The organism is Prescottella sp. R16 (genome assembly GCF_030656875.1).
Lineage (GTDB): Bacteria > Actinomycetota > Actinomycetes > Mycobacteriales > Mycobacteriaceae > Prescottella.
In genome coordinates this window covers 3,155,271-3,178,913 of record NZ_CP130943.1, presented here as the reverse complement: position 1 = coordinate 3,178,913, position 23,643 = coordinate 3,155,271, and the positions used below count along the sequence as shown (strand labels likewise).

Genomic DNA, 23,643 nt, shown 5'->3' with positions numbered 1-23,643 from the left:
GCTCTACGACGTCGGACGCCCACTTCGGGGACGTCTCGTTGTCCCCACCATACCGGCGGTCACAACCCGACCCACTCGGAGGTGCCTTCCGCGAACCGTTGCCGCTTCCAGATCGGCACGTCGGCCTTGATGCGTTCCACCAGTTCCGCACACGCCGCGAACGCCTCCGCCCGGTGCGGGGCCGCGACCGCTGCCACCAGTGCCAGATCCCCGATCGTGAGCGGCCCGACGCGGTGGACGGCTGCGACCGGTAGCCCCGTCCGCTCGGACACCTGCTCGCAGCACTGCCGCAGGAACCGTTGCGCGTCCGGGTGGGCCTGGTATTCGAGGGCGGACACCGACCGGCCGCCGTCGTGGTCGCGGACCACACCGGTGAACAGCACCACCGCACCGTGCTCGGGGCCTGCGACGGCGGCGTCGACCACGGCCGGATCGAGCGGTGTGTCGGAGATCGCGGCGAGCAGTTCACGCATCGTGCGCACCGCCACCGGCGACCTGCGCGAGCAGATGGTCGAGGATCGGTTCGAGGATCGCGAGCCCGTCCTTCACTCCGCCCGGTGATCCCGGCAGATTCACGATCACGGTGCGTCCGGCGAGCCCGACGAGGCCACGACTGAGCGTCGCGTGCGGGGTCACCTTCGTGCCGCGTCGCCGCATCTCCTCGGCGATGCCCGGCAGTTCTCGGTCCAGGACGGCGCGGGTCGCGTCCGGGGTCGCGTCGGTGGGGGAGGCGCCGGTGCCGCCGGTGGTGATCACCAGGGCCGGGGTGTCGGAGAGGGCGTCGGCCAGACCGGCGGTGATGTCGGCGTCTGCGTAGACGAGTGGGCCGCGGACCGTGTGCCCGCGCGCGGTGAGCCATTCCGTGATCGCCGGCCCGGTGGTGTCCGGGCGGGTGCCGCGGGCGGCGCCGGTGGATGCGACCAGGACGGTCGCCGAGCCGGGGCGCGGCGTCCCCGGAGCGGTCGTCACGGTCTCGTCGCGCTGCCAGACGCCACGCTTGCCGCCTTCCTTGGTGAGCAGGCGGACGCCGTCGAGCGTCGCGGCCGGGTCGACGGCCTTGACCATGTCGTGGAGTGTGAGGCCGGCGACGGCGACGGCGGTGAGTGCCTCCATCTCGACACCGGTCTGCCCGGTGGTCTTCGCGGTGGCCTCGATCGTGATCGACGTGTCGGTGAACCCGAATGCGATCTTCACCGACGACAGCGCCAGCTGGTGGCACAGCGGGATCAGCTCGGACGTCTTCTTGGCGCCCGCGATACCGGCGATCCGGGCGGTGGCGAGCACGTCGGCCTTCGGCATGTCGTCGGCGCGCACGAGGGCGATCACCTCGGCGGTGGTGACGAGTTCCCCGGCCGCGACGGCGATCCGGGTGGTGCTCGCCTTGGCGCTGACGTCGACCATGCGGGCGCGGCCCTCGGCGTCGAGGTGGCTCAGCGGGCTGGTCTGGTGGTCGGTCGTCGTCTCGTGGTCGGTCGTCACAGGGGCCACACTTTCACTCGGTCACCGGCCGTCAGGGCGGTGGTGTCGGCGGGGATGTCGATGAGGACGTCCGCCCACGCGAACGCCGCCACCAGATGCGAGCCGGGTCCGGCGACGGTGCCGACGCCGGTCGTCGTGCGGCGTCCGCGCAGCAGTTGGCGTTTCCCCGGAATCGAGGTCAGCGCGTGGTCGAGGGCAACGGTCTCGGTGGGGATCGCGGGCAGTCCGGCGGCGCGGCGCAGCAGCGGGCGGACGAACAGCTCGAACGACACCAGCGTCGACACCGGGTTGCCGGGGAAGGTCAGCACGGGAACGCCGTCGACCACGGCGACGCCCTGCGGGCCCCCCGGCTGCATCGCGACCTTCCCGAACCGGCCACCCATCCCGGACAGCACGTCCTTGACGACCTCGAAGTCGCCCATCGACACCCCGCCGGACGTGATCACCAGTTCCGCTCGGGACGTCGCCCGGTGCAGCGCATTCCGGAACGCGTCGGGGTCGTCGCTGCTGCGGTCGACGGACACCACGTCGGCGCCGTTCGCCCGCAGCGAGGCGGCGAGCGCGGGGCCGTTGGAGTCGAAGATCTGCCCGGGGGCGGGTGTGCTGCCGGCGTCGACGAGTTCGGCGCCGGTCGTGAGCACTGCGACGCGGGGCCGCGTCCGGACCGGGACGCCGGGCAGACCGACGGCGGCCAGCACGCTCACATGGCGCGGTTCGAGCCGGGTCCCGTTGGGCACCAACAGCATTCCCGATGCGACGTCGCTGCCGCGGTCCCGGACGAACTCGCCGGCCGTGCGGGGCCGGAGGATCGTGACCGTGTCACCGGATACCTCGGTGTCTTCCACGGGGACAACGGCTTCCGCGCCGTCGGGCAGGGCGGCGCCGGTCATGATCCGCACCGCCGTCCCCGGCACGTGCGGGGCCGGGCGCGTCGGGCCGGCAGGAATTGTCGCGACGATCGGCAGCGTCACCGGGACGGCCGCGACGGTGGCCGCGTCGACGGCGAACCCGTCCATCTGCGAATTCCGGAACAGCGGCAGATCGACGGGGGAGACGACGTCGGCCGCGACGACCCGGCCGAGAGCGTCCGGCACCGGCACGGTTTCGGCCGGCCGGGCGAGCAGGGGCGCGAGCAGGCCGGACACCTCGGCGGTGTGCTCCTCGACCGAACGGGCGGGGCCGGTGTGCCGCTGCGCGTGTGCCATGGTTGCCCATCCTAGGCAGGTCGGCCCGCGCGGGCCGGTGACCGGCGGCATACTGGTGCCATGACGGCGGCACAGCACACACGGGCCCGGGTGGATCTGGGTGTTCCCGCCGTGCGCGACACCCTGCCGTCGACCACGGATCGGCCCGACGTGCCCGATCTGGTGGACCGTTTCGGCCGGGTCGCTCGCGACCTGCGGGTATCGCTCACCGAAAAGTGTTCGCTGCGCTGCACGTACTGCATGCCGGCGGAAGGGCTGCCACCGATCCCGGCGCGGCAGCTGCTCACTGCGGACGAGGTGATCCGCCTGGTGCGGGTCGCGGTCGAGCGGCTCGGGGTCCGGGAGGTGCGGTTCACCGGGGGCGAGCCGCTGATGCGCCGGGATCTCGAGGAGATCGTCGCCGGGTGTGCGGCCGCGGTGCCGGGGACGCCGTTGTCGATGACGACCAACGCGGTCGGACTCGAACACCGCGCGGCAGGCCTGGCCCGGGCGGGACTGACCCGGATCAACGTCTCGCTCGACACGGTCGACCGCGCACACTTCGCGGAACTCACCCGCCGGGACCGGCTCGCGTCGGTACTCGCCGGTATCCGGGCTGCGCAGGCCGCCGGCCTCACTCCACTCAAGATCAACGCGGTGCTCATGGCGGAGACTCTGGACGGTGCCCCCGACCTGCTGCAATGGTGCCTCGACGCGGGATGCGTGCTGCGGTTCATCGAGCAGATGCCGCTCGACGCCGACCACGAGTGGGCTCGCGCGAACATGGTCGACGCGCAGACCCTGCTGAATGTGCTCGGTACCCGGTTCGAGCTGCGGGAGGCCGGACGCGAGGACCCGTCGGCGCCGGCCGAGGAGTGGCTCGTGGACGGTGGCCCGGCGACGGTGGGGATCATCGCCTCGGTGACCCGCTCGTTCTGCGCCGACTGCGATCGCACCCGGCTGACCGCGGAGGGAACCGTCCGGTCGTGTCTGTTCAGTGATCGCGAGATCGACCTGCGGGACGCGTTGCGCGGCGGCGCCGACGACGAGACGGTCGCGGACCGCTGGCGGGCCGCGATGTGGGACAAGTGGGCGGGGCACGGTATCAACGCGGCCGGATTCGTTCCGCCGCAGCGCAGTATGGGAGCGATCGGTGGCTGACGTGTGTTCGGTGCAGGTGCGGTATTTCGCGGCGGCGGCGGAGGCGGCCGGGCGTACCGACGAGACGGTGGAGCTGGCGGCCGGCACGGATCTGGCGGGTCTGCGTTCCCTGCTCGCCGCACGCTACGGGTCGCGTATGGAGCAGATCCTCGGGGTGTCGGCCTATATCGTCGACTCCGAACTCACCCGTGACCTCGCCCGCGGGGTCGGTGACCGGGTGGACGTCCTGCCGCCGTTCGCGGGCGGCTGACGGTCAGCTCCGCCCGGCCAGCCACTGCGCGAACGTGACCGTGCCGAACGTGGCGTCCGGCACCAGGTTCTGCCCTGCGCGGAGGAACGCGCCCAGCGGTCCGGGCATGCGGAGATTCGTGACCCGGCCACGGGCACCGGTCGCGGTCTTCCAGGCGTCCGCCATGTCCCGCATCGTGAGGATCTCGGGCCCGCCCACCGTGACCGGGTCCTGCGACGGCGATCCGTCGGTCGCCGCGTCGGCCAGCGCCCGCGCGACGTCGGTGGTGTCGATCGGCTGGAAGCGGGTGCCGGTGAACGCCGGGATCACCCCGATCCGGGACGCCGGCGCACAGATCATGGGGACGAACTCGTGGAACTGGGTGGCCCGCACGATCCGCGTCGGGACCGACGCCTCCCGGTAGAGCTGCTCCTGGCGAGTCTTGGTGCGGTAGTAGGAGAAATCGCAGCGGTCGACGTTCACGATCGACAGCAGCACGGCCCGCGACACCCCGGTGTCGTGTGCCGCCGACAGCAGATTCGTGGTGCCGGCGGCGAGAACCGCACGGGCACTGCGGGTCTTGCCGTCCGTCGTGTCGACGACGACGTCGACACCGTCGAGAGCGGCGGCCAGACCGGACCCGCTCACCAGGTCGCCGATCACCCGGTCGGCGCCGTCCTGCGACCCGGTCCGGCGGCTCAGGACACGTACCGTCTCGCCGCGGCGTACCAGTTCGGCGACCACGGCCCGTCCCGCGGTGCCGGTCCCGCCGGCCACCAGATACGTCGTCATCACGCCCCCTGTCCTCGATACGGTCCGCTGCGGTCCGCTACCGAAACGGTGTGTGCCGGAAGGTCAGTCCCGCCACCACGTGTCGGACGGTGTCACCGGCACCGTCCGCTTGTGCCGGGTGTTCGTGAACATCCGGATCAGCCGGTCGGAGACCTCCTCGGGCACGGTCTCGCCCTCGAGGAAGTCGTCGATCTGTCGGTAGGTCACTCCGAGCGCCACCTCGTCGGGCAGCGACGGCCGGTCGTCCTCGAGGTCCGCGGTGGGTACCTTGCGCCACGTGCTCTCGGGTGCGCCGAGCTCACGCAGCAGTGCGGCACCCTGCCGCTTGGTGAGGCCGGTCAGCGGGGTGACGTCGACACCGCCGTCACCGAACTTGGTGTAGAAGCCGGTGAGCGCCTCCGCGGCGTGGTCGGTGCCGACCACGAGGTGGCCGAGTTCCCCGGCGATCGCGTACTGGATCATCATGCGTTCGCGGGCCTTGACGTTGCCGCGGACGAAGTCCCGCAACCGTTCCCCGTCCCCGAGGAGTTCGCGCATGGCGCCCGACGCCTCCGCGATCGTCGCATCCGCGCCCGGGCGGACGTCGACCGTCAGCGACCGGTCCGGGGCGATGAACGCCAGCGCCGTCTGGGCGTCGTCTTCGTCGATCTGCACGCCGTACGGCAGCCGAACCGCCACGAACTCGGCGTCGATGCCGTCGGCCCGCAACTGTTCGACGGCCAGCTGCGTCAGGCGCCCGGCCAGGGTGCTGTCCTGTCCGCCGCTGATGCCGAGCACGAAACCGCGGGCCGGTGTGGACCTCAGGTAGTCGGCGAGGAACTGCACGCGACGCCGGATCTCGGCGGCCGGATCGATCGTCGACCGGACTTGCAATTCCTCGATGATCTGTGCCTGCGTGATCGCCATGGGAGAACTCTAACGGCCACCCGGCAGGATGGGTGCGCGGCGACCGTCCGGCTGCCGCGACCGAACAAGGGAGATCGTCATGGGCAGCACCGGAATCCTCGTGGTCAGTGCTACCGCTGAGGAAGCCGCGCACGTCCACGACGGGGTCGACGTCGTCGTCACCGGCATCGGCAAGGTCGCGGCCGCCGTCGCGGTTGCCGGGGCGCTGGCGCGGTACCCGTCCGGCCGGACGCCGCTCGTCCTCAACATCGGTACGGCCGGTGCGCTGCACGCCCACCACGGTGGCCTGTACGTGCCGTCGGCGGTGATCAACCACGACATCAGTGCCGACGTGCTGCGCTCCCTCGGGCATCCGGTGCGGGACGCGATCGATCTCGCCGACGGCGACGGATCGGTCCTCGCGACCGGGGACGCGTTCGTGTCCGACGCGCAGGTCCGCGACGCGCTCGCCGCCCGCGCCGACCTGGTCGACATGGAGGGGTTCGCGATCGCGTACGCGTGCGAGGCGTTCGGGGCCCGCTGCCGGCTGGTCAAGCATGTCAGCGACCACGCCGACGACACGGCCCTGGACTGGCCCGCGCAGGTCGACGCCAGCGCCCGCGTTCTCGCGGACTGGGTGCGCCGGCAGCTGTGACGCGCTTCCGGTGAGGCAGCTCTACCGGTGGCGCAGCTCTACCGGGCGCGCAGTCCCAGGCCGGTGCCGTCGGCCCTCGTCAGCCGCATCGTCGGGCCGTCGACGGCGTACGTGGCCTCACCGTCGAGTACGTGCAGCACCGACCGTTCCACGTCGGCGACGGATTCGTCCGTGCACGCCATCCGGGTGGACGCGAGCGGCCCGAACGTGATGGTGCTGTCGCCGACGGAGACCGGGCCGGAGAACCGGTTGCAGCCGCTGGAACCGGACACCTGACCGTCCTGTCCGATCGTCAGATTCGCGTCCGCCGCCTCGATCGCCTGCGACGACGTGATCGCGTCCGGTGTGATCAGTGTCTCGACCGTCCACGTGGTGCCGACGACCGGCCGATCCGGGTCGGTCGTCTTCTTGTCGGCGAGCGCGATCGTGACGCCGGGCGACGACAGTGTGAGCACGTCGTCGGCGAGCGTCCAGGTGGGTGCGGCGGCGAACACGTCGGTCATCCACGTGTCGGCGGCCTCGAGATCGCCGGGGCACGCCATCATCGTGGTCGCGATCGGGCCGGTCCGCACGACACCCCCGGACAGGTCGACGCTGCCCACGCCGCGGTTGCAGCCGGCACTCATCGCGATCCGATCCCGTTCGGGGAACGCCACTTCCAGTGGTCCGCCGCCGGGGATCGCGGTGCCGGTCACGGAGGTCGACAGGAACGTCCGGCCCCACAGTGCGTCCTGGGGGGCCGTCGCCGTCGACGCGGCCGTCGTCTCCGACGTAGCGCCGGCGGCATCGTCGGACGCGCCACCACACGCGGTCAGGGCGGCGGCGGACAGCAGTGCGAGGGCGACCAGTGGTGTGCGCATGCGCACACCCTAACCGGCGGTCCGCCCGGGTCGGGTGACTCTGAGCACCAAGTCTTCCCAGCTGGCGGCGATACGGTCCGGTGCGGTTCCCCGGACCCGGATCTGGTGTAGCACCAGCGTCGCCTCGAGCGGCGCGAGCAGGGCGATCGCGAGTAGTTCGAGGTCCCCGTCGGTGCCGGCCTGGGAGAGCAGCATCGTCACGTGGTGCAGGCTCACCGCGCGGGCCGGTGCCCCGTAACGGAACTCGGGGGAGTCCTCGGCGGCGCGCAGGATGTCGCCCTGCACGAAGACCATGTCCAGCCGGGCCCGCCCGAACGCGATCAGCCGGTCGACCGGGTCCGCGTCCGGCCCGAGTGGCGGCGGCCCGAACATGAAGGCGTCCTGCAGTTCCCGCTCGGTGTGGTCGAGCAGAGCGTTCATCAGGCCCGACCGGCTGCCGAACCGGCGGAACACGGTGCCCTTGCCGACTCCGGCCCGGTCGGCGACGTCGTCCATCGTGACGGCGTCGACCCCACGTTCGGCGACGAGTGCGGCTGCCGCGTCGAGGAGCAGTTTCCGATTGCGGGCAGCGTCACATCGTTCGGGGATCTCGGCGTCCACCAGCGGAAGGAGCGGGCTGTTCACGTGACGCATCGTAGCCCAGCGGGAACATAAGTGGACCGTGGTCCGTTTATGCTGCTATACCTGTTGCAGCGTCAACCATCGCATCATCGAAGGAATCACCACTCATGTCGCAGACCCGCGTCCTCTCCCTCGTCGGCAGCCTCCGCGCCGGCTCCGTCAACCGTCAGGTCGCCGAGACCGCCGCAGCCGTCGCCCCCGAGGGTGTCGAGGTCGCGATCTTCGAGGGCCTCGGCGACCTGCCCTTCTACAACGAGGACATCGACGTCCCCGGCGCCACCATCGCCGGCGTCGACGAACTGCGCGCCGCCGCCGCCCAGGCCGACGCCCTGCTCCTGGTCACCCCGGAGTACAACGGCACCGTCCCCGCCGTCCTCAAGAACGCCATCGACTGGATCTCCCGCCCCTACGGCGCCGGCGCCGTCAAGGACAAGCCCGTCGCCGTCATCAGCGCCTCCCCGAGCCCCAATGCCGCCAAGTGGGCCCACGACGACGCCCGCAAGGCCCTCGGCATCGCCGGCGGCAACGTCGTCGACGCCGAACTCTCCATCGGCGCCACCATCCAGAAGTTCGGCGACGCCCACCCGCGCGACAACGCCGAGGTCGCCGGCCAGATCGGCGACCTCCTCACCGCCCTCGTCGCCGCGACCCAGCTCGTCGACGCCTGACGTTTCGGCTTCCACCCGTTCAGCTGAAGGGACCCTTTGTGCGCTGCGAGCGCACAAAGGGTCCCTTCAGCTGTTGTGGAGGCGGCTCGGGCGTCAGTTACCTATCAGCTAACGCTTCGGGGGCGGTGTCCGTGCGGCGTCGTGCGGCTTCGCGCATCGCCCGGTGTGTCGTGGTCCGGCGTGTCGATAGCCGAGGTCCGGAGTAGGCCCGGAGGGGTGGTCGGGTGGGGTCGAGCCGGGTGTCGTCCGGCGTGTCGCGCCGGTCGCCGGCCGGGCGGCGCGAGGAACTCGGAGAGGACTCGGCGCCGACGGCGGCTCCACCTGCTCGAACGGAGCCGCCGTCGCCTCTCGGGGTGGTGTGCGACACGCCGGAATCATCCACCCCCTGGGGATGGAGCCTGGGGAATTTCATCGATGTGAGTCACAAGATCTCGCGTTGTATGTATCCGTCGGCCACAAGGTGTAGTGTCTACACAGCCGAGAAGGTGCAACGGGGGCCGAGACGGTTCCCGGTTCGAGAACCCTTTCGATCTCGGCGCGAAGACTGCATCACCGAAGTTCGCCAGGCTCGTCAGGCCGTGGGAAAGAGGGACCAATATGAGCATCACCGTCTACACCAAGCCCGCCTGCGTTCAGTGCAATGCCACCTACCGTGCCCTCGACAAGGCCGGTCTCGAATACGACGTCGTCGACATCTCCGAGAACCCCGAGGCGCGCGACTTCGTGATGGCCCTCGGATACCTTCAGGCGCCCGTCGTGGTGGCCGGTGACGACCACTGGTCGGGCTTCCGTCCCGACCGCATCAAGGCACTCACCGCAAACGCTGCCTGAAGCGGTGCGGCGGGTGCCGCGGGAGACCGATTCACGCTCGACTGGAACAGGTGAACGCCGATGGCATCGCTGGTGTACTTCTCCAGCGTGTCGGAGAACACGCACCGATTCGTTCAGCGACTCGGAGTCCCCGCCACGCGCATCCCGATTCACGATCGCGCCGGCACGATCGAGGTCGACGAACCGTACGTTCTGATCCTGCCCACCTACGGGGGTGGGACGACGGCAACGGGGCGCGACACGAGCTACGTGCCCAAGCAGGTCATCAGATTCCTCAACAACAAGCACAATCGCGCCCTCATTCGGGGCGTGATCGCTGCCGGCAACACCAACTTCGGCGAGTCCTACTGCTATGCGGGGAACGTCGTTGCGCAGAAGTGTCAGGTCCCGTACCTGTACCGCTTCGAACTCATGGGAACAGCAGACGATGTCGTCGCAGTGCGCGAGGGCCTCGCACAATTCATGGAGAGTGAACAGTGGCACCGACCATCACGGATTCAGCCCCGGCTGGGAGTGTAGAGCGCGCTGCGGTGGGCGACATGGACTACCACGCGCTCAACGCGATGCTGAACCTGTACGGTCCGAACGGCGAGATCCAGTTCGACAAGGATGTCGCGGCCGCGCGCCAGTACTTCCTGCAGCACGTCAACCAGAACACGGTGTTCTTCCACAACCTCGACGAGAAGCTCGACTACCTCGTCGAGGAGAACTACTACGAGGCCGAGGTTCTCGACCGGTACTCGCGGGAGTTCGTGAAGTCGCTGATCGACCGCGCGTACGCGTACAAGTTCCGGTTCCCCACGTTCCTGGGCGCGTTCAAGTACTACACGTCGTACACGCTCAAGACGTTCGACGGGAAGCGTTACCTGGAGCGGTTCGAGGACCGGGTGTGCATGGTCGCGCTCACGCTCGCCGCCGGTGACGAGGCGCTCGCCGAGCATCTCGTCGACGAGATCATCTCCGGACGCTTCCAGCCGGCCACTCCCACGTTCCTCAACTCCGGCAAGAAGCAGCGCGGCGAGCCCGTGTCGTGCTTCCTGCTGCGCATCGAGGACAACATGGAGTCCATCGGTCGTTCCATCAACTCGGCGCTGCAGCTGTCCAAGCGCGGCGGCGGAGTTGCCTTGCTGCTCAGCAACGTTCGCGAGCACGGCGCGCCGATCAAGAAGATCGAGAACCAGAGTTCGGGCGTCATCCCGATCATGAAGCTGCTCGAGGACTCGTTCTCGTACGCCAACCAGCTCGGGGCCCGGCAGGGTGCCGGCGCGGTGTACCTGCACGCGCACCACCCGGACATCTACCGGTTCCTCGACACCAAGCGGGAGAACGCGGACGAGAAGATCCGCATCAAGACGCTGTCGCTCGGTGTGGTGATCCCGGACATCACGTTCGAGCTCGCGAAGAACAACGAGGACATGTACCTGTTCTCGCCGTACGACGTCGAACGCATCTACGGGGTGCCGTTCGCCGACGTCAACGTCTCCGAGAAGTACCACGAGATGGTCGACGACAAGCGGATCCGCAAGTCGAAGATCAAGGCGCGCGAGTTCTTCCAGACGGTCGCCGAGCTGCAGTTCGAGTCGGGTTACCCGTACGTCATGTTCGAGGACACGGTGAACCGGGCCAACCCCATCGCCGGCAAGGTCACGCACTCGAACCTGTGCTCGGAGATCCTGCAGGTGTCGACGCCGTCGACGTTCAACGACGACCTGTCCTACAGCCACATCGGCAAGGACATCTCCTGCAACCTCGGCTCCCTCAACATCGCCAAGACGATGGATTCGCCGGACTTCGCGCAGACCATCGAGACGTCGATCCGGGCTCTGACGGCGGTCGCCGACCAGACGTCGATCGACTCGGTGCCGTCGATCAAGCGGGCCAACGACGAGGGCCATGCGATCGGTCTCGGCCAGATGAACCTGCACGGCTACCTGGCCCGCGAGCGGATCTACTACGGCTCCGACGAGGGCATCGACTTCACGAACATCTACTTCTACACCGTCGTCTACCACGCGATCCGGGCGTCGAACCTGATCGCGAAGGAACGCGGCACCTACTTCGCGGGCTTCCCGGAATCGAAGTACGCGTCCGGCGAGTACTTCGACAAGTACACCGACCGGGTGTGGGAGCCGGAGACGGACAAGGTGCGACGGCTGTTCGCGGACGCCGGTGTGGACATCCCCACGCAGGACGACTGGCGTGAGCTGAAGGCGTCGGTGCAGGAGCACGGTATCTACAACCAGAACCTGCAGGCGGTTCCGCCGACCGGCTCGATCTCGTACATCAACAACTCCACCAGCTCCATCCACCCGGTGGCGTCGAAGATCGAGATCCGCAAGGAAGGCAAGATCGGCCGCGTCTACTACCCGGCGCCCTACCTGACGAACGACAACCTGGAGTACTACCAGGACGCGTACGAGATCGGGTACGAGAAGATCATCGACACCTACGCGGCCGCCACCCAGCACGTCGACCAGGGCCTGTCGCTGACGTTGTTCTTCAAGGACACCGCCACCACCCGTGACGTCAACCGTGCGCAGATCTACGCATGGCGCAAGGGCATCAAGACGCTGTACTACATCCGACTGCGCCAGATGGCACTCGAGGGCACCGAGGTCGAGGGTTGCGTCTCGTGCATGTTGTGACCCTCGATTCTCCAGTCCTGCACCGACACTCGAACAGGGAAGAACGATGACCTCCGCTCCTCACGTGCATTCGCCGGCCGACGGCACGCGCATCAAGCTGATCGACCGGGTTTCGGCGATCAACTGGAACCGGGTTCCGGACGAGAAGGATGCGGAGGTGTGGGACCGTCTCACCGGTAACTTCTGGTTGCCGGAGAAGGTGCCGGTGTCCAACGACATCCAGTCGTGGGGGACGCTGACGCCGGGTGAGCAGCAGCTCACGATGCGGGTGTTCACCGGTCTGACGCTGCTCGACACCATCCAGGGCACGGTCGGTGCCGTGAGCCTCATTCCCGATGCGGTCACCCCGCACGAGGAGGCTGTCCTCACCAACATCGCGTTCATGGAGTCGGTGCACGCGAAGAGCTACTCGCAGATCTTCTCGACGCTGTGCACCACCCGGGAGATCGACGAGGCGTTCCGCTGGTCGGAGGAGAATCCGAACCTGCAGCGCAAGGCGCAGATCATCCTCGACTACTACAAGGGTGACGACCCGCTCAAGCGCAAGGTGGCCTCCACGCTGCTCGAGTCGTTCCTGTTCTACTCGGGCTTCTACCTGCCCATGTACTGGTCGTCGCGGGCCAAGCTCACCAACACGGCCGACATGATCCGCCTCATCATCCGTGACGAGGCCGTGCACGGCTACTACATCGGCTACAAGTACCAGAAGGGCCTCGAGCAGGTCACCGAGGCCGAGCGCGAGGAACTCAAGAGCTACACGTTCGAGCTGCTGTTCGAGCTGTACGACAACGAGGTCGAGTACACGCAGGACCTGTACGACGAGGTCGGGCTCACCGAGGACGTCAAGAAGTTCCTGCGCTACAACGCCAACAAGGCGCTGATGAACCTCGGCTACGAGGGCCTGTTCCCGAAGGACGAGACGGACGTCAACCCGGCGATCCTCTCCGCCCTGTCCCCGAACGCCGACGAGAACCACGACTTCTTCTCCGGCTCGGGTTCGAGCTACGTCATCGGCAAGGCCGTCAACACCGAAGACGAGGACTGGGACTTCTAACCTCCCCGCACACCACCCTGTGGCCGAATGTCACACGCGTTCAGTTCGACTGAGCCGATGTGACATTCGGCCACAAGGCGTTTCAGGGCACAGGCGGTTTCACTCCCGTGCGAACCACGCACGCTCGTCGCCGCGGAGTGCGGCGGTGAGCCGGCTCGTCGACGACGCGGTCATGTCCGCCGGCAACTCGTCGGGAGAGAACCAGCGCACCTCGAGGTTCTCGTCGTCTGCGGCGTGGGCTTCACCGGACACCGCGCGGGCGAGGAAGCACACGTCGAGATAGCTCGCGACGTCCCCGTTGGGGTAGGTGATGGGGCCGGCGGTGTCGACGCCGGTGATCCGCACGAGTTCGGCGTCGATCCCGGTCTCCTCACGGATCTCCCGGAGCACGGCAGGGCCGGGCTCCTCACCGGGTTCGAGGATGCCGGACACGATTGCCCACAGCCCGTTGTCGGCGCGCCGGGTCAGCAGCACCAGACCGTCGTCGTCGACGACCACGGCGCTCACGCCGGGCAGCCACAAGGGGGCGTGCCCGACGTGAGCGCGCAGGTCGCGGACGAACTCGGGGACCGGCATCAGTACCGGAACGTCACCGGTGCGGCCGGCTGACCCGAGTAGGGGAGCAGGATCGACGGCTGCAGCGGGAACAGGAAGTGTGCCGGTGCGTCGGTCACGTCGTTCGTGCCGGGGCGGGTGTCCAACCGGGCGAATCGGATCCGGGCCATGGCGTCGGTGCCGACCATGTTGCCGTCGGACGTCTCCGCGGACAGGAACGTGCCTTCCGGGGTGAATTCGATCCACGGGTTCGCGAGCGCGATCTCCGCGAGATGGAACCGGGTGAACGACACCACGGTGCCGCGGTAGCGCACGGCGCCCAGGCCGGTGGCCGGGTCGACGTCGGCGCCGTCGAGTTCGAACGTGAGCCGGCCGTCGCCGCGCACCGACGCCCCGTCCGATCCGGTGACGGAGCCCTGGGTCGTGGTCTTCACCAGGTCGGTGTAGCCGGGGGCCAGACCCCACACCAGGTCCTGCGACGGGGCCACCGGAGCGTTCGGGCCGGGGGTCGGATCGAAGACGACCGGCACCTCGAGTTCCTCGGCGGCGTTGACGGCGTCGGCGGCAGCGTACGTGTAGACGCCGTACTCGGCGCCCTCCGGCACCGTCGCCGGCTTCGTGACGGTGAGGGTCGCGGTGAACGAGCCGTCGCCCTCGAGCGGCACCCACTGCTGCCGGATGGTGCGACGGAAGTCGAACGGCACGTCCGGAACCCGGTTCAGGGCGTCCGGCGACATCACCCATGCGGTCGCGGAACGCTGCTGTCCCACCCGGGAATCGGCGGGCGCCCCCTGCGACGGACGCCAGTCGTCGGCGAATGCGCCGAACGACACAAACGTGCCGTGCGGCACCCCGGGCGGCACCGGAACCGGCAGCCCGCCGGTATCGGCGTTCGGGTCGAAGCCGGTGCCGCGCACCACGATCCGGTCACCCTCGTGCACGGCGGTGTCGCCGAGTGGGGTGACACCGTCGGCGGCGAACACCGTGATCGACGGACCGGTCGGGGTGGCGGCCTGTGCGGTGACGGGGACGGCGCACACTACGACCGTCGCGGCGGCCGCGGCAGCCGTACGGGTGAACCCTCGTGTCCTAGCTGGCATATCCATTGAGTGAGCTCCTCACATCGGCGATGACGGCGCGGGCGGCGACGATGCCGTTACCGGTGTTCCACACGTCGTCGTCGACCGCGAAAACACGGTTGTCGGTTGCGGCCCCGAGGTCGAGCCACGCATCGGATTCGAGGACGTCGGTCCCGTGGGAGAGCCCGTCGGGTCCGTCGAAGCCGACGTAGATCAGGTCACCCTCGGCCGCGGTGAGATCGTCGAGCGGCGCCGTCTCCGTCTCGATCCGCTGCGGTCCGGGGCGGGCGACGCCGATGTCGGCGAGGACCTGACCGGAGAACGATCCGGGCCCCTCGACGACGGCGGTGTCGGCGCCGAACCGGATCACCGACGCCTGCGTCTGCCGGGCGCCGAGATCGTCTCCGGCGCGGGCCGCGTCGGCGGTGTAGGCATCGAGTGCCTGCTGCGCGGCACCCGAACGGCCCAGTGCCGCACCGGTAGCCAGGAAACGGGGCTTCCACTGCGCCGGATCGGCGCCGACGGACACGGTGGGCGCGATCGTGGTCAGTCGCGCGTCCACATCGGGGGACGGGGGAGCGGACGCCAGAATCAGATCGGGTGCGGCCGCGGCGATCCGGTCGACGTCCGGTGCCCCCTCGGGTCCGATCGAGGGAAGCTGCGCGATCCCCGCACCGAGATACGACGGCCGCTCACCGTCGACCGGCGACACCGTCGCCCCGACCACCCGATCCCACACGCCGAGCGCGCACACCGAATCCAGTGCGCCGCTGTCGAGTACGACGATCCGCTGCGGGTCCGGCGCCCCCGGATCGGGCGGTGTCGGTGCCGCGCACGCACCGCTGGTGTCCCGTTCGACGGTGACGACTCCGGCCCCGGCGATCGCGGTGGTCTTCCGCACGATCGACGACGCGTCGTCGTCCGACGTGCTGCTGCATCCGGTGACGCCCGCGACCGTCACGGAGACGGCGGCGAGAGCGACGGCGGTCCGTCGGGCGACACGGACGGGCTGGGAACTGGGCACCACGGTGATTTCCTGTTCGACGGGCTCCTGCTGGCGGGCCGGTCCAGGCTAGCTGTTGTGCGGGTCCACCTCGAAGGCTTCCGCGAGGTCGTCGAGGATCTTGTGTGCGCCCTGGATGCTGACCGGGGACATCCACAGCGAGTCGTCGACGTTCACGATCCGGCCGTGCAGTGTTCCCCACAGCGGGTTCTGCAGGAACGTCTGGGACATCTCGGCCGACTTGCCGGCCGGGTCGTCGTACGTCGTGACGAAGATGACGTCGGCGTCGGCGTCGGTGATCCGTTCCGGGCTGATCGCGTTCATGATGCTGCTCGGGTCCGCGGGGTCGGGGCCCTGGCTGTCGGGGCGGGCCAGGCCCGCATCGGACAGCACGATGCCGCTGAACGATGTGGTCCGGTACAGGCGGGCGGTGGGCTCGCCGGCGAACCGTACGACCGAGATCTTCGGGTTGCCGGCCTTGGCGTTGATCTCGTCGCCGATGGCCTTCGCGCGGGCCTCGTACTCGCCGATCTTCTGCTCGGCCACGTCCTCCTTGCCGAGTGCGCGCCCGACGAGTCGGATGTTGTCCTTCCACGTCGGCCCGGTGGTCTGCGAGAAGACGGTCGGGGCGATCGCGGACAGCGTCTCGTAGTTCTTCCCGTCGCGGACCTCGGCCGACAGGATCAGGTCGGGCTGCAGAGCGGCGACCTTCTCGAGGTTCACGTCGGAGACCTTGCCCACCGATTCGGCGTCGGCGCCGTACTCGGTGCGGGCGTCGCCGAGATAGTCGGGCAGTCCGGCGCCGCGGTAGTCGGCGTAGCCGGTGAGCGGTGAGCCGAGCAGGAGGACGGCGTCGGTGAAGCTGTTGTCGAGGGTCACGACGCGCTGCGGCTGCGATTCGACGGTGGTGGCCCCGCGGAAGTGTTCGACGGTGCGGGGGAACTCGCCGGCCGATGCGGTCGTTGTCTCCGCAGTGCGGGCGTCGTCCTCGGACGAGGAGCATCCGGTGAGGACGAGGGCGGCGGTCACTCCTACGGCGGCGACGGCGGTCAGAGCGCGACGAGACTGTGTGAACACGGGCGACAACTCCAGGTGGATAAGGTGAGGCTCAGGTTAGTAAGGGGTACCTTAACAGTGGGGTGTCGGGTGTGGTCGCGCCACGGTTCCGGTTCGGGAAGAGATCGGCGCGCGACCTCGGTCCTCGACACGCGGTGGTCCTGTTCGGGCATAGGCCCGAACAGGGACTAAGGTCCTGCTCGAGGCTCTACGGGCCGGAGGCGGAAGGACCCGAGTACGACAGGGAGTAGGACCCGGTCGATCGGGCACGAAAGCACCGTCTACGATTCGATGAGCGCAAGCCGGAGAACGCCTGCCTCGAGCATGAGGCCGGGGTTCGGAGCGAGCCTGCGGAGCGACCAAGGGCACAATCAGGAGGATCAGTGACTGCCGTAGCGCCCCAGCCAGTCCCAGAGATAACCGCGAGGCCGTACCCGCCGCGGCAGGGACCGAAGGGCTCGTTCATCCACAAGATGGTGACGACCACTGATCCCAAGGTGCTCGGGATCATGTATCTGGTCACCTCGTTCGCGTTCTTCCTCATCGGCGGCCTGATGGCGCTGCTGATGCGTACCGAGCTCGCGGTGCCGGGTCTGCAGTTCCTGTCGAACGAGCAGTTCAACCAGCTGTTCACGATGCACGGCACGATCATGCTGCTGCTGTACGCGACGCCGGTCGTGTTCGGCTTCGCGAACTACATCATCCCGCTGCAGATCGGCGCCCCCGACGTGGCGTTCCCGCGTCTGAACGCGTTCAGCTACTGGCTGTACCTGTTCGGCGCGATCATCACCACGGCCGGGTTCATCACCCCCGGTGGTGCCGCGGACTTCGGCTGGACCGCCTACACCCCGCTCACGAGCGCACTGCACTCGCCGGGCATGGGCGCGGACCTGTGGATCATGGGTCTGGCCGTCGCCGGCCTGGGCACGATCCTCGGTGCGGTCAACTTCATCACCACGATCGTGTGCCTGCGCGCACCCGGCATGACCATGTTCCGGATGTCGATCTTCACGTGGAACATCCTGATCACGTCGCTGTTGATCCTGCTCGCGTTCCCGATCCTGACGGCCGCGTTCATGGGCCTGTGGGTGGACCGCCATCTCGGTGCCCACATCTTCGACCCGGCGACCGGCGGTGTCCTGCTGTGGCAGCACCTGTTCTGGTTCTTCGGCCACCCCGAGGTGTACATCATCGCGCTGCCGTTCTTCGGCATCGTCTCGGAGATCTTCCCGGTGTTCTCGCGCAAGCCGATCTTCGGTTACAGCGGCCTGGTGTACGCCACCATCGGCATCGGCGCCCTGTCGATCGCGGTGTGGGCGCACCACATGTACGCCACGGGCGCGGTCCTGCTGCCGTTCTTCTCGTTCATGACGTTCCTCATCGCCGTGCCGACCGGCGTGAAGTTCTTCAACTGGATCGGCACCATGTGGAAGGGGCATCTGACCTTCGAGACCCCGATGCTGTTCTCGGTCGGCTTCCTGGTGACGTTCCTGTTCGGAGGCCTGTCGGGCGTCCTGCTCGCGTCCCCGCCGATCGACTTCCACGTCACCGACTCGTACTTCGTCATCGCGCACTTCCACTACGTGCTGTTCGGCACCATCGTGTTCGCCACCTACGCGGGCATCTACTTCTGGTTCCCGAAGATGACCGGCCGGCTCATGGACGAGCGTCTCGGCAAGTGGCACTTCTGGAGCACGTTCGTCGGCTTCCACGCCACGTTCCTGGTGCAGCACTGGCTCGGTAACGAGGGCATGCCGCGCCGCTACGCCGACTACCTGCCGTCCGACGGGTTCACGTTCCTGAACACGTTCTCCACGATCGGCTCGTTCATCCTCGGCGCCTCGACGCTGCCGTTCCTGTGGAACGTCTTCAAGAGCTACCGCTACGGCCAGGTCGTCACCGTCGACGACCCGTGGGGCTACGGCAACTCCCTCGAGTGGGCCACCAGCTGCCCGCCGCCGCGGCACAACTTCACCGAGCTGCCCCGGATCCGTTCGGAGCGCCCGGCATTCGAGCTGCACTACCCGCACATGGTCGAGCGGATGCGCGCCGAAGCCCACGTCGGACTCACCGGTGGAGCCAAGCACCCCACCACGGTCCTGGAAGACGGCAAGTCCTGACGGACCCCCGTCCCTGCACTACCCGGAAGGCCCCGGCCGACCCCCGCACATCGGGGGAACGGTCGGGGCCTTCCCGCTGCTCGCACCCGGGCTTGGCAGAATGGGTGCGGATTTTCCCTAACGAACGGAGTTTCTCGGTGGGTGCGTCAGACGCCACGGTTCTGGTGACGGTTACAGGTCCGGACAGGCCCGGCGTGACGTCGGTTCTCTTCGGGGCGCTCTCGCGTCACGACGTGAGCCTGCTCGACGTCGAGCAGGTCGTGATCCGGGGCCGGCTCACCCTGGGCGTGCTGGTGCAGTGCCCCACCGATCCGGAGTTGCTGCAGGAGGCGCTCGAGGAGGCGATGGACACCGTCGGGATGCACGTCGACGTGGCGATCGGCGCGGATCCGGATGCCCGCCAGCACGTGTCGACGCACGCCGTCGTGGTGCTGGGCAGCCCCGTCAGTGCGCGGGCGTTCCGGGCGCTGTCCCGGGAGCTGGCCCGACAGGGCGCCAACATCGATTCGATCCGCGGTATCGCCGACTACCCGGTCACGGGGCTCGAACTGATGGTCACCGCGTCGAACACCGACACCGACGCCGACGCGCAGCTGCGGGCGGGCCTCGCCGAGGTCGCGGCCGGGGAGAACGTGGACGTGGCCGTCGAGCGCGGCGGCCTCGCCCGGCGGGCGAAGCGCCTCATCGTGTTCGACGTCGATTCGACGCTGGTGCAGGGTGAGGTCATCGAGATGCTCGCGGCCCGGGCCGGTGTCGAGGACGAGGTGCGTGCGGTCACCGAGGCCGCGATGCGCGGCGAGATCGACTTCACCGAGTCGTTGAACCAGCGGGTCGCCACGCTCGCGGGCCTGGACGCATCCGTCATCGACGACGTCGCGGCCGAGTTGCAGCTCACGCCCGGCGCCCGCACCACGATCCGTACCCTGCGCCGGCTCGGCTACCACTGTGGTGTCGTCTCGGGCGGATTCCGTCAGGTCATCGAGGGGCTCGCGCACGAACTCGAGCTCGACTTCGTACAGGCCAACACGCTCGAGATCGTCGACGGCAAGCTCACGGGCCGGGTCGTCGGTGACGTCGTCGACCGGGCCTACAAGGCCACCGCGCTGCGCAAGTTCGCCGCCGAGGTGGGGGTGCCGATGGAGCAGACCGTCGCGGTCGGTGACGGCGCCAACGACATCGACATGCTCACCGCCGCGGGTCTCGGTGTCGCGTTCAACGCGAAGCCGGCGCTGCGGGAGGTCGCCGACACGGCACTGAACTACCCGTTCCTCGATGCGGTGCTGTTCATTCTGGGCGTCACCCGCGACGAGGTCGAGGCCGCCGACGCTGTCGACGGCGGCGTGCGGCGGGTTCCGCTCGCGTGATCCCGTCCGGCTTCGCGGCCCGGCACGCGGTGCTGGCCGGCGGATACGGCGACCGTCCCGACCCCGCCGATCCGGCGGACGTGCTGGCGATGCCGATCGTCCTGCACATCCCCAAGGCGGACCCGCCCGCGCGCAGCGCCCTGCTCGCGGCGGCGGCGTCGGCGACCGTCGCGCTGTGCCTCGACGACCGGGTCGGGCCCGGCCCGGACGGGGCCCCCGGGCCGTGGCAGGCGTCGTTGCGGGACTGGGTCGGTGCCCGGATCCGGAAGGTGTCACGGCGGGCGCGGGGCGCGCAGTGGCTCGCGGCGCAGGACGTCGACGGGGTGACCGTCGACGTGGACGGCGCGCAGGCCCGCGCACTGGTCCCGGGCCGGGTCGGGGCGCTCGATCCGCGGATCCGTAAGTTGCAGATCGGCGGCACCGAGCTGGATACCGACGATCCCGGACCGGTGCCGGACGGTGTCCCGGTCCTGTGGGTGAACGCGACGCTGGGCATGACGGTCGGCAAGGCCGCCGCACAGGTCGGGCACGCGTCGATGATCCTGGCCGGCGCGATGTCCGCAGATCGAGCGTTCGACTGGGCGGCGGACGGCTACCGGTGTGCGGTCCGGGACGCCGACGAGACGGCGTGGGCGCGGTTGTGTGCCGACGTCGCCGCGGGCCGGGCGATCGCGGTCCGCGACGCGGGATTCACCGAGGTGGCACCGGGTTCGACGACGGTGATCGCGCGGCTCGCCTGACACTGCGACGACACGCACACCGGACCGGTCGGCGCGGCCCGTGTCCGGTGCGCGAAGATGGTGACCGTGTCGGAACCAGATCCTGATCTCCTCATCGATTTCGAAGACGTCGTGATCCGCCGGGGCGGTGCGACCCTCGTCGGTCCCGTCTCCTGGAAGGTGGAACTCGACGAGAAGTGGGTCGTTCTCGGCCCCAACGGCGCGGGCAAGACGTCGCTGCTGCGTATCGCGGCCGCCGAGGTTCATCCCACGTCCGGTGTCGCCCGGCTGCTGGGCGAAACCCTCGGCCGGACCGACGTCACCGAGTTGCGTCCCCGGATCGGCCTGTCGTCGTCCGCTCTCGCCCACCGGGTTCCGGCGGACGAGGTCGTGAAGGATCTCGTGGTGTCCGCCGGGTACGCGGTCCTGGGCCGGTGGCGGGAACGCTACGAGGACATGGACACCGAGCGGGCCGTCGAGATGCTCGAGAGTCTCGGTGCCGAGCATCTGGCCGACCGCACGTACGGGACGCTGTCGGAGGGCGAACGCAAGCGCGTGCTCATCGCGCGGGCGCTCATGACCGACCCGGAGCTGCTACTCCTCGACGAGCCCGCCGCGGGCCTCGACCTCGGTGGCCGCGAGGAGTTGGTCGCGCGGCTCGGGGATCTGGCGTCGGATCCGGATTCGCCCGCGACGGTGCTCATCACGCACCACGTCGAGGAGATTCCGCCGGGCTTCACGCACGCGCTGCTGCTGTCGGAGGGCCGGGTCGTGTCGCAGGGTCTGCTCGACGACGTGATCACCGCCGAGAACCTCAGTGCGGCGTTCAGTCAGTCGATCAGTCTGGACCGCGTCGACGGCCGGTACTTCGCCCGTCGCAGCCGGCTTCCCGGCCGGCACCGGGCCTGACACGCGCGGCGGGGCGGTCGTGAGGTCCCGGTCACTCGGAGCGTAGGTTCCGGATATGGAAACCATGCGTGAGCCCGGCTCTCCGGTCGATCCGAAGGACGCGTCCACCGTCATGTTGGTGCGCGACGGTGCGGACGGGGTGGAGGTGTTCCTGCTGCGCCGAGTGACCGGGATGGCGTTCGCCGGGGGCATGACGGTGTTCCCGGGGGGCGGTGTCGACCCGAGCGACGGCGACGCCGACGTGCGTTGGGCGGGGCCACCGCCGTCGTGGTGGGCGCACCGGTTCGGTGTCGACGAGTCCCGGGCGCAGGCGGCGGTGTGCGCGGCGGTGCGGGAGACGTTCGAGGAGTGCGGGGTGCTGCTCGCCGGCCCGACGGCGGATACCGTCGTCGCGGACACCTCCGGGTACGCGCAGGCCCGCCGCCGGCTCGAATCGCGGGAGTTGTCGTTCGCGGAGTTCCTGGAGCAGGAGAACCTGGTGCTGCGCAGTGACCTGTTGCGGCCGTGGGCCAACTGGATCACCCCGGTTCAGGAGGGACGCCGCTACGACACCCGGTTCTTCGTCGCGGTGCTGCCGCAGGGGCAGCAGGCCGACGGGGACACCTCGGAGGCCGCGGAGGTGGCGTGGCGGACCCCGGCCGCGGCCGTCGACGACTGGCGCGGCAAGCGCAGCATCCTGCTGCCGCCGACGTGGACGCAGCTGACGGAGCTGGGCCGGTACGACGGCGTCGACGCGATTCTCGCTGCGGAGCCGGAGATCTCGCCGATCCTGCCGGATCTGACGTTCGTCGACGGCACGCCGCGGGTGTCGTTCCCGGGGGAAGCCGGCTACTACGGCACCGGGGCCCACCCTTGGTCGACCGCCCAGTAACCTGAGCCGCATGGCTGAGTTTGTGACCCTCGAGGTCTCCGAAGGTATCGGCACGATCCGTCTCGCGCGCCCCCCGATGAACGCGCTGAACCGTCAGGTGCAGGAGGAGATCCGGGCCGCGGCACGACAGGCGACGGTGGATGCGGACGTCAAGGCCGTCATCGTGTACGGCGGCGAGAAGGTGTTCGCGGCGGGTGCCGACATCAAGGAGATGGCGGAGCTCGACTTCGTGCAGATGAGCGAGATCATCGCGGACCTGCAGTCGGCGCTCGGCGCGATCGCCGACATCCCGAAGCCGACGGTCGCCGCGATCACCGGTTATGCGCTCGGTGGCGGTCTCGAACTCGCCCTCGGCGCAGACCGCCGCATCGCCGGTGACAATGTGAAACTCGGTGTCCCCGAGGTGCTTCTGGGCATCATCCCCGGTGGCGGCGGCACGCAGCGCCTGGCGCGTCTGGTCGGGCCGTCGAAGGCGAAGGACATGGTGTTCACGGGCCGTTTCGTCGGCGCCGAGGAGGCCCTCGCGATCGGTCTGATCGACGAGATGGTCGCCCCCGACGAGGTGTACAACGCGGCCCGCACGTGGGCGTCGCAGTTCACCGGTGCCGCGAGCCGCGCGATCGCTGCCGCGAAGGCTGCGATCGACGAGGGGCTGGACACCGATCTGGCGACCGGTCTGAAGATCGAGCAGCACCTGTTCGCGTCGCTGTTCGCCACCGAGGACCGCACGATCGGCATGGCGTCGTTCGTCGAGAACGGTCCCGGTAAGGCGTCGTTCACCGGCAAGTAGCCGCACCGTCCACCTCGCGCGTTTCGCGCACTTGTCGTGGTCCACGCGTCCGGCGGACGACGACGAGTGCGTGAAACGCGGAGGACGGAAACCGGAAAACTAGAACTTGTTCA

25 protein-coding genes are annotated in these 23,643 nt (G+C 69.1%); 14 read left to right on the top strand and 11 right to left on the bottom strand.

Going from position 1 to position 23,643, the window contains the following annotated elements; genetic code table 11:
• Positions 1 to 59: 59 nt before the first annotated feature.
• The 3 genes from Q5696_RS14880 to Q5696_RS14870 form a co-directional block, all read right to left on the bottom strand.
• The gene (locus Q5696_RS14880) at positions 60 to 473 is read right to left on the bottom strand and encodes a molybdenum cofactor biosynthesis protein MoaE (protein WP_305092085.1); all 414 of its coding nucleotides are present in this window, start codon (positions 471 to 473) and stop codon (positions 60 to 62) included.
• Positions 466 to 1,401 carry a bifunctional molybdenum cofactor biosynthesis protein MoaC/MoaB gene (moaCB, locus tag Q5696_RS14875; RefSeq protein ID WP_370654938.1) on the bottom strand — a complete coding sequence of 312 codons (936 nt, stop codon included), beginning with the start codon at positions 1,399 to 1,401 and terminating at the stop codon, positions 466 to 468. Before moaCB ends, Q5696_RS14880 begins: the two co-directional genes overlap by 8 nt.
• 74 nt (positions 1,402 to 1,475) lie before the next feature.
• Positions 1,476 to 2,684 carry a molybdopterin molybdotransferase MoeA gene (locus Q5696_RS14870; protein ID WP_305092083.1) on the bottom strand — a complete coding sequence of 403 codons (1,209 nt, stop codon included), beginning with the start codon at positions 2,682 to 2,684 and terminating at the stop codon, positions 1,476 to 1,478.
• Between the two features lie 60 nt (positions 2,685 to 2,744).
• Here Q5696_RS14870 and moaA point away from each other — a divergent pair, with 60 nt between their 5' ends.
• Positions 2,745 to 3,824 carry a GTP 3',8-cyclase MoaA gene (gene moaA, locus Q5696_RS14865; protein WP_305092082.1) on the top strand — a complete coding sequence of 360 codons (1,080 nt, stop codon included), beginning with the start codon at positions 2,745 to 2,747 and terminating at the stop codon, positions 3,822 to 3,824.
• Positions 3,817 to 4,074, top strand: coding sequence for a MoaD/ThiS family protein (locus tag Q5696_RS14860; protein ID WP_305092081.1), 258 nt, complete (start codon positions 3,817 to 3,819; stop codon positions 4,072 to 4,074). The genes moaA and Q5696_RS14860 overlap by 8 nt, the downstream gene beginning before the upstream one ends.
• 3 nt (positions 4,075 to 4,077) lie before the next feature.
• On the opposite strand, the gene Q5696_RS14855 is transcribed toward Q5696_RS14860, so the two are convergent.
• The gene (locus Q5696_RS14855; protein WP_305092080.1) at positions 4,078 to 4,845 is read right to left on the bottom strand and encodes an SDR family oxidoreductase; all 768 of its coding nucleotides are present in this window, start codon (positions 4,843 to 4,845) and stop codon (positions 4,078 to 4,080) included.
• A gap of 63 nt (positions 4,846 to 4,908) precedes the next feature.
• A complete protein-coding gene (gene nadE / locus Q5696_RS14850) occupies positions 4,909 to 5,751 on the bottom strand; it encodes an NAD(+) synthase (RefSeq protein ID WP_305092079.1) in 843 nt (280 codons plus the stop codon).
• A 79-nt stretch (positions 5,752 to 5,830) separates the two neighbouring features.
• Between nadE and Q5696_RS14845 the strand changes: the two genes are divergently transcribed.
• Positions 5,831 to 6,385 carry a nucleosidase gene (locus Q5696_RS14845; protein WP_305092078.1) on the top strand — a complete coding sequence of 185 codons (555 nt, stop codon included), beginning with the start codon at positions 5,831 to 5,833 and terminating at the stop codon, positions 6,383 to 6,385.
• A 38-nt stretch (positions 6,386 to 6,423) separates the two neighbouring features.
• On the opposite strand, the gene Q5696_RS14840 is transcribed toward Q5696_RS14845, so the two are convergent.
• Both Q5696_RS14840 and Q5696_RS14835 read right to left on the bottom strand, forming a co-directional pair.
• Complete coding sequence (locus Q5696_RS14840; RefSeq protein ID WP_305092077.1) at positions 6,424 to 7,245, bottom strand: META domain-containing protein; 822 nt, start codon at positions 7,243 to 7,245, stop codon at positions 6,424 to 6,426.
• 9 nt (positions 7,246 to 7,254) lie between these two features.
• Positions 7,255 to 7,878 (bottom strand): TetR/AcrR family transcriptional regulator, encoded by a 624-nt coding sequence (locus tag Q5696_RS14835; protein ID WP_305092076.1) that lies wholly within the window; start codon positions 7,876 to 7,878, stop codon positions 7,255 to 7,257.
• A gap of 95 nt (positions 7,879 to 7,973) precedes the next feature.
• On the opposite strand from Q5696_RS14835, the gene Q5696_RS14830 reads away from it, so the two are divergent.
• The 5 genes from Q5696_RS14830 to nrdF all read left to right on the top strand — a co-directional run bounded on the left by Q5696_RS14830 (position 7,974) and on the right by nrdF (position 13,064).
• Complete coding sequence (locus Q5696_RS14830; protein WP_305092075.1) at positions 7,974 to 8,534, top strand: NAD(P)H-dependent oxidoreductase; 561 nt, start codon at positions 7,974 to 7,976, stop codon at positions 8,532 to 8,534.
• 597 nt (positions 8,535 to 9,131) lie between these two features.
• A complete protein-coding gene (nrdH, locus tag Q5696_RS14825; protein ID WP_305092074.1) occupies positions 9,132 to 9,365 on the top strand; it encodes a glutaredoxin-like protein NrdH in 234 nt (77 codons plus the stop codon).
• 60 nt (positions 9,366 to 9,425) lie between these two features.
• Entirely contained in the window at positions 9,426 to 9,884 is a 459-nt protein-coding gene (nrdI, locus tag Q5696_RS14820; RefSeq protein WP_305092073.1) for a class Ib ribonucleoside-diphosphate reductase assembly flavoprotein NrdI, read from the top strand.
• Entirely contained in the window at positions 9,842 to 12,010 is a 2,169-nt protein-coding gene (nrdE, locus tag Q5696_RS14815) for a class 1b ribonucleoside-diphosphate reductase subunit alpha (RefSeq protein ID WP_305092072.1), read from the top strand. The genes nrdI and nrdE overlap by 43 nt, the downstream gene beginning before the upstream one ends.
• Before the next feature lie 46 nt (positions 12,011 to 12,056).
• Complete coding sequence (gene nrdF, locus Q5696_RS14810; protein ID WP_305092071.1) at positions 12,057 to 13,064, top strand: class 1b ribonucleoside-diphosphate reductase subunit beta; 1,008 nt, start codon at positions 12,057 to 12,059, stop codon at positions 13,062 to 13,064.
• A gap of 99 nt (positions 13,065 to 13,163) precedes the next feature.
• On the opposite strand, the gene Q5696_RS14805 is transcribed toward nrdF, so the two are convergent.
• Genes Q5696_RS14805 through Q5696_RS14790 form a run of 4 tightly spaced genes read right to left on the bottom strand, consistent with a single transcriptional unit; the run spans position 13,164 to position 16,754 of the window.
• Complete coding sequence (locus tag Q5696_RS14805) at positions 13,164 to 13,640, bottom strand: NUDIX hydrolase (RefSeq protein ID WP_305092070.1); 477 nt, start codon at positions 13,638 to 13,640, stop codon at positions 13,164 to 13,166.
• Positions 13,640 to 14,725 (bottom strand): HtaA domain-containing protein, encoded by a 1,086-nt coding sequence (locus Q5696_RS14800; RefSeq protein WP_305092069.1) that lies wholly within the window; start codon positions 14,723 to 14,725, stop codon positions 13,640 to 13,642. Before Q5696_RS14800 ends, Q5696_RS14805 begins: the two co-directional genes overlap by 1 nt.
• Positions 14,709 to 15,722: an ABC transporter substrate-binding protein gene (locus Q5696_RS14795; RefSeq protein ID WP_305095310.1), complete on the bottom strand. Its 1,014-nt coding sequence runs from the start codon at positions 15,720 to 15,722 to the stop codon at positions 14,709 to 14,711. Before Q5696_RS14795 ends, Q5696_RS14800 begins: the two co-directional genes overlap by 17 nt.
• 48 nt (positions 15,723 to 15,770) lie before the next feature.
• Positions 15,771 to 16,754: an ABC transporter substrate-binding protein gene (locus Q5696_RS14790; protein WP_305095309.1), complete on the bottom strand. Its 984-nt coding sequence runs from the start codon at positions 16,752 to 16,754 to the stop codon at positions 15,771 to 15,773.
• A gap of 386 nt (positions 16,755 to 17,140) precedes the next feature.
• On the opposite strand from Q5696_RS14790, the gene ctaD reads away from it, so the two are divergent.
• From ctaD to Q5696_RS14760, 6 genes are all read left to right on the top strand, one after another.
• The gene (ctaD, locus tag Q5696_RS14785) at positions 17,141 to 18,877 is read left to right on the top strand and encodes an aa3-type cytochrome oxidase subunit I (RefSeq protein ID WP_305092068.1); all 1,737 of its coding nucleotides are present in this window, start codon (positions 17,141 to 17,143) and stop codon (positions 18,875 to 18,877) included.
• 137 nt (positions 18,878 to 19,014) lie between these two features.
• Complete coding sequence (serB, locus tag Q5696_RS14780) at positions 19,015 to 20,241, top strand: phosphoserine phosphatase SerB (protein WP_305092067.1); 1,227 nt, start codon at positions 19,015 to 19,017, stop codon at positions 20,239 to 20,241.
• A complete protein-coding gene (locus Q5696_RS14775) occupies positions 20,238 to 20,981 on the top strand; it encodes a peptidyl-tRNA hydrolase (protein WP_305092066.1) in 744 nt (247 codons plus the stop codon). Before serB ends, Q5696_RS14775 begins: the two co-directional genes overlap by 4 nt.
• 57 nt (positions 20,982 to 21,038) lie before the next feature.
• Positions 21,039 to 21,869: an ABC transporter ATP-binding protein gene (locus Q5696_RS14770; protein WP_305092065.1), complete on the top strand. Its 831-nt coding sequence runs from the start codon at positions 21,039 to 21,041 to the stop codon at positions 21,867 to 21,869.
• 55 nt (positions 21,870 to 21,924) lie between these two features.
• Positions 21,925 to 22,740, top strand: coding sequence for an NUDIX hydrolase (locus Q5696_RS14765; RefSeq protein WP_305092064.1), 816 nt, complete (start codon positions 21,925 to 21,927; stop codon positions 22,738 to 22,740).
• A 10-nt stretch (positions 22,741 to 22,750) separates the two neighbouring features.
• On the top strand, positions 22,751 to 23,530 hold the full coding sequence (locus Q5696_RS14760; protein ID WP_305092063.1) for an enoyl-CoA hydratase-related protein: 780 nt from the start codon (positions 22,751 to 22,753) through the stop codon (positions 23,528 to 23,530).
• Positions 23,531 to 23,643 lie beyond the last annotated feature (113 nt).